At 69.1% G+C, this 4,684-nt stretch carries 4 protein-coding genes; 2 read left to right on the top strand and 2 right to left on the bottom strand.

Annotated features, from left to right (window positions below; genetic code table 11):
* The first annotated feature begins 215 nt into the window (after window positions 1–215).
* Window positions 216–1,439 carry an MFS transporter gene (locus Mterra_RS18980; protein WP_119316555.1) on the top strand — a complete coding sequence of 408 codons (1,224 nt, stop codon included), beginning with the start codon at window positions 216–218 and terminating at the stop codon, window positions 1,437–1,439.
* 226 nt (window positions 1,440–1,665) lie between these two features.
* Window positions 1,666–2,643: a deoxyhypusine synthase family protein gene (locus tag Mterra_RS18975; RefSeq protein WP_119316554.1), complete on the top strand. Its 978-nt coding sequence runs from the start codon at window positions 1,666–1,668 to the stop codon at window positions 2,641–2,643.
* Window positions 2,644–2,774: 131 nt separating this feature from the next.
* On the opposite strand, the gene galK is transcribed toward Mterra_RS18975, so the two are convergent.
* The gene (gene galK / locus Mterra_RS18970; RefSeq protein ID WP_119316553.1) at window positions 2,775–3,818 is read right to left on the bottom strand and encodes a galactokinase; all 1,044 of its coding nucleotides are present in this window, start codon (window positions 3,816–3,818) and stop codon (window positions 2,775–2,777) included.
* A 129-nt stretch (window positions 3,819–3,947) separates the two neighbouring features.
* On the bottom strand, window positions 3,948–4,684 hold a 737-nt coding region (locus Mterra_RS18965; RefSeq protein ID WP_119316552.1), incomplete at its 5' end, for a M24 family metallopeptidase.

Raw genomic sequence — 4,684 nt, 5'->3', positions numbered from 1 at the left:
CCCTATTGGGATCAATCATCCACTGGGGTTGTCCCCGGCCGGGGACGGGCCCGCAGGACGAGCGGATGTCCCCTAGGACGTGGGGCTGTAGTTGGCGTACAGGCCGGGCACAACCCCAGTGGATGATTGATCCCAATAGGGCGTTCAGCTATCGGCTATCAGCTATCGACCATCGACCATCGGCGTACACCGACACTGATATACTCGCCCCAACCATGCAGCAAACCCGCCCGGCTGGCGTCGCGCGCTACTTCGGATTCTCGGCCTACTGGTTCGGTTTCTCCTTTCACTGGTTCTTGTTGCTGCCCCTGCTGATGCCCGCCGACGTGTTGCGTTTCGTGGGGCAGGAGCAGCAGGGCACCTACCTGGGGTGGTTGGCCGGGACTCTGGCCCTCATCCCGTTGCTGTTGCCGCCTTTTCTGGGCATCTGGTCGGACCGGCTGGGCAAGCGGTTGCCCTTCATGGTGTGGGGCACGGCGATCAACGTGCTGGGGCTGGGGGTGATGTTCGTCGCACCCGATTACTGGGTGTACGCGGGGGGGTATGTCCTGGTGCAACTGGGCAACTCGGTGGCCTCGGCCCCGTACGCCGCGCTGATCCCCGACCTGGTGCCCGCGCACGAGAAAGGGGCGGCCAGCGGGGTGATGGGCTTCTTCCAGCTCTCGAGCCAGATCGCGGGCGGGGTGGCGGCCTTCGCGCTGGGGGGCAGCCGCGAGGGGCAGTACCTCGCGATCATCCTGGTGCTCGTCGTGTGCACCTTCATCACCCTGCGCAGCGTGCGCGAGCCCCGGGTCAAGCGCGACGCCGAGCCGCTCGACCTGCGGGTGTTCTTCCGGCCGCACTACGCCGGGTTCCGCTGGGTCTTCCTCACGCGCGCCCTGGTGGAGTCGGGGCGTTACGCCATCCAGCCTTTTTTGCTGTTCTACCTCAAGGACGTGGTCCAGCAGTTCCGCATCGGGCCTGTCGTCCTGCCCTCGGCCGACCTGGCCCTGGCGGCCTTGCTGGTGCTGCTCTCGCTCACGGCGGCCCTCACCGCGATCACCAGCGGGCCCTACTCCGACCACGTCGGCAAGAAGCCGGTGATCTACTTCGCGGGGGCGGTGATGGGGGTGGCCGCGCTGGGCTTCGCCCTGACCCAGAACTTCGCCGTGGCCGCGCTCGCGGCCCTGGTCTTCGGCCTGGGCTACGGGGCCTACGTGAGCGTGGACTGGGCCATGGCGACCTCGGTCCTGCCCGACGCGTCGAAGCACGCCCGGGACATGGGCGTGTGGCACGTGGCGCTGGTGTTCCCCCAGCTTTTTCAGGGGGTGTTCGGCCAGATCCTCGACGCCGGCAACCGGGCGAACCCCAACGGGGGCTACCCCGTCCTTTTCGCCGTCGCCGTGACTTTTTTCGTGTTGGGGACGGTGTTCATTTCCCGGGTCCGGGGCGTGCGGTAGGGGCACTTTCGTGGGTTGAATTCCCCGGCGCTTCCGGTACACTTTCACACTGATGCCCACGCGGGCAGGGGCGCTAGGCCTGAAGCCGAAGGGGGGAGCCCACAGCGTTCGCCCACCCCGCGAGCTGAACCTCAGCTTGGGCCGTGCGGGGGCTTCGCCTAAACCGATCTCACCCTTCACGCACAATGCGGGTGCAAGCTGAGACCTCGAGCCGAAGGAGGTTTTCATGTCTCGTGGAGCAGTGAGCCAGTTCATCAAGCACCACTTCCGCCACTTCAACGCCGCCGCCCTCGTGGACGCCGCCGAGGGCTACAAGCGCCACCTCGACAACGGCGGGGCCATGATGATCACCCTGGCGGGGGCCATGAGCACCGCCGAGCTGGGCATCTCCCTGGCCGAGATGATCCGCCGGGACAAGGTGCAGGCCATCTCCTGCACCGGGGCCAACCTCGAGGAAGACCTCTTCAACCTCGTCGCCCACGACCACTACGAGCGCGTGCCCCACTGGCGCGACCTCACCCCCCAGGACGAGCAGGCCCTGCTCGAGCGCCACATGAACCGCGTCACCGACACCTGCATCCCCGAGATGGAGGCCATGCGGCGGCTCGAGGGCGCCCTCATCGACGAGTGGACCGCCGCCGACCAGGCGGGCGAGCGCTACTTCCCCCACGAGTTCCTGTACCGCGTCATCCGTTCGGGGAAGCTCGAGCCGTACTACCAGATCGACCCCAAGGACTCCTGGGTGGTCGCGGCCGCCGAGAAGAACCTGCCCGTCTTCGTCCCCGGCTGGGAGGACAGCACCACCGGCAACATGTACGCCGGCCACTGCCTCGCGGGCGAGATCAAGAACGTGCACACCGTTAGAGGCGGCATCGAGTACATGATGGTGCTGGCCGACTGGTACGTGGAAACCTCGAAGCAGCACTCCATCGGCTTCTTCCAGATCGGCGGGGGGATCGCGGGCGACTTCCCCATCTGCGTGGTGCCCATGCTGCACCAGGACATGCGCCGCCCCGACATCCCGGTGTGGGGCTACTTCTGCCAGATCTCCGACTCCACCACCAGCTACGGCTCCTACTCCGGCGCCGTGCCCAACGAGAAGATCACCTGGGGCAAGCTGGCCGTGGACACGCCTAAGTACATCATCGAGTCGGACGCGTCCATCGTGGCGCCGCTGGTTTTCGCCATCGTGCTGGACTGCTGAGAAGGACTGCGGAACGTCGAACGTCCAACGCCGAACGCCAGGGGCAAAACGCTAAACGCAAGACGCAAAACGCCGGTAGCTATCGGCTATCGGCACTCCCGTAGGGGCGCACTGTGGTGCGCCCTGGTCCTCTAAAACACCTGTGCCTTGGGGTAGTCCTTCAGCACGCCGCTTTTGAAGCGTTCGAAGTCCTCGGCCTTGATCAGGGCGACGGCGGCGCCGCCGAAGCCCGCGCCGGTGAGCCGGGCGCCGATGGCCCCGTGTTTGCGGGCGACCTCCACGAGCTCGTCGAGTTCGGGGATGGAGACCTCGTAGTCGTCGCGCAGGCTGGCGTGGGAGGCGTACATCAGCTCGCCGAAGCGCTGCACGTCGCCCCGGCGCAGGGCTTCGATGCCCTCGAGCACCCGCGCGTTCTCGGTGACGACGTGCCTCGCCCGGCGGTTGAGGGGCTCGGGCAGGGCCTCGACCCTGGGGAGGTCTTGCAGGCCCACGTCGCGCAGGGCCTTCACGCCCAGCAGGCGGGCGGCCTCCTCGCACTCGGCGCGGCGGGTGTTGTAGCCGCTCTCGGCCAGGCGGCGGGGAACGCCGGAGTCGAGCACCACCACGCGGTAGCCCTCGGGGAGGGGGACGAGGTCGGACTCGAGGCTGCGCGTGTCGAGGAAGAGGGCCTGGCCCGGGCGGCCCGCGGAGGAGGCCATCTGGTCCATGATCCCGCAGCGCACGCCCACGTACTCCACCTCGGCTTTTTGCGCCAGCAGCGCGACCTGCACGTCGTCGAGGGGGAGGCGGTAGAGCTCGCGCAGGGCGCGGATGACGGCGACCTCGAGCGCCGCCGAGCTCGACAGCCCGCCCACCGCCGGCACCTGGCTGGTGACGTAGGCCCTGAGCCCCCCCACCTCGAGCCCGGCCTGCCGCAGCGCCCAGACGCAGCCCGCCACGTAGTCGAGCCAGTCGCCCTGCGCGCCCTCGCCGAGTTCACGGCTCCTGAACTCGCCGAAGCGCTCGGCGTAGGCCTCGACGCGCTCGGAGGGGCTGGCCTCGACCTGGGTCTGGTAAGCGAGCGGGGTGGGGAAGACGAAGCCGTCGTTGTAGTCGGTGTGCTCGCCCAGCAGGTTGACCCTCCCGGGGGCCTGGGCGCGCACCTGGGGTTCGCTGCCGAAGTAGTTCTTGAACATGAGCTTCTCCGAAGGAGGCGTATGGCGTATCGCGGATGGTCTCGGAATCGAGGGTTTACGGTCTAGGGTCGAGGGCCGAGGGTCGGGGCGTACGACGTAGGACGTACGACGTACGGCTCCAGATACCGTTCACCCTTCCATCACCAAAGGCCGCAGCCGCCCGGCGAACTCGGCCGTGGGCCACTCGGGGTCGGGGGTGAGGTTCTCGAGGCCCGCCCCGGTCAGGAGGAAGGTGTCCTCGACCTTGGCGCCGGGGAGGCTGGGGTTGTAGGCCAGGAGCATGCCGGGCTCGAGGCGCACCTCGCTGCCGGGCAGGGCCAGGAACTCGCGGGGCCGCCAGCCCGCGACGCCGCCTTGGTGGTGGTTCTCGAACTCCTCGGCGCGCCCGATCCCGGCGTAGGCCTCGCGCACGGCCTGGGCCACCTGGCCCAGCGTGGCGCCGGGGCGGGAGGCCCCCAGCGCCGCCGCCTCGACCTGCACCACCTGGGTATTCAGCGCCTGGGCCTCGGGGTGGCCGAAGCTGCGCAGGCGGGTAGCGCTCAGGATCAGGCCGTGGCGGCGCCCGCAGACCACGCCCATGAACAAGCGCCCCAGCGGGCGGTTCTTGGGCAGGGGGTGGCGGTACCTGAAGACGCGCTCCTCGCCCGCGACCAGCAGCACCACCGGCTGGATGCCCCGGGCCCATAGCTCCTCGGCGAGGGCCCCGGCCAGGGCCTGCTCGCTCCAGCCGCCCTCGGCGGAGCGCATGGCGGTGCCCAGCGCGGCGGCCAGGTCGCGGCCCAGCGCCCGCGCGCGGTCCTGCTCGCCCGGCGAGAGCGCTACGCGCAGCGGGGTGAGGTCGTGCTGCAGGTCGGTGGGGCCGGGGG

Source organism: Calidithermus terrae, assembly GCF_003574345.1.
In the GTDB taxonomy this organism is placed as follows: domain Bacteria; phylum Deinococcota; class Deinococci; order Deinococcales; family Thermaceae; genus Calidithermus; species Calidithermus chliarophilus.
Note: the sequence above shows the minus strand (reverse complement) of the source record. Positions and strands in the feature narration are given on the sequence as shown.

Excerpts from the sequence above, each read along its gene's own strand:
- Mterra_RS18980 (WP_119316555.1), top strand. The coding sequence starts at position 216 with ATGCAGCAAACCCGCCCGGCTGGCGTCGCGCGCTACTTCGGATTCTCG.
- Mterra_RS18975 (WP_119316554.1), top strand. The coding sequence starts at position 1,666 with ATGTCTCGTGGAGCAGTGAGCCAGTTCATCAAGCACCACTTCCGCCAC.
- galK (WP_119316553.1), bottom strand. The coding sequence starts at position 3,818 with ATGTTCAAGAACTACTTCGGCAGCGAACCCCAGGTGCGCGCCCAGGCC.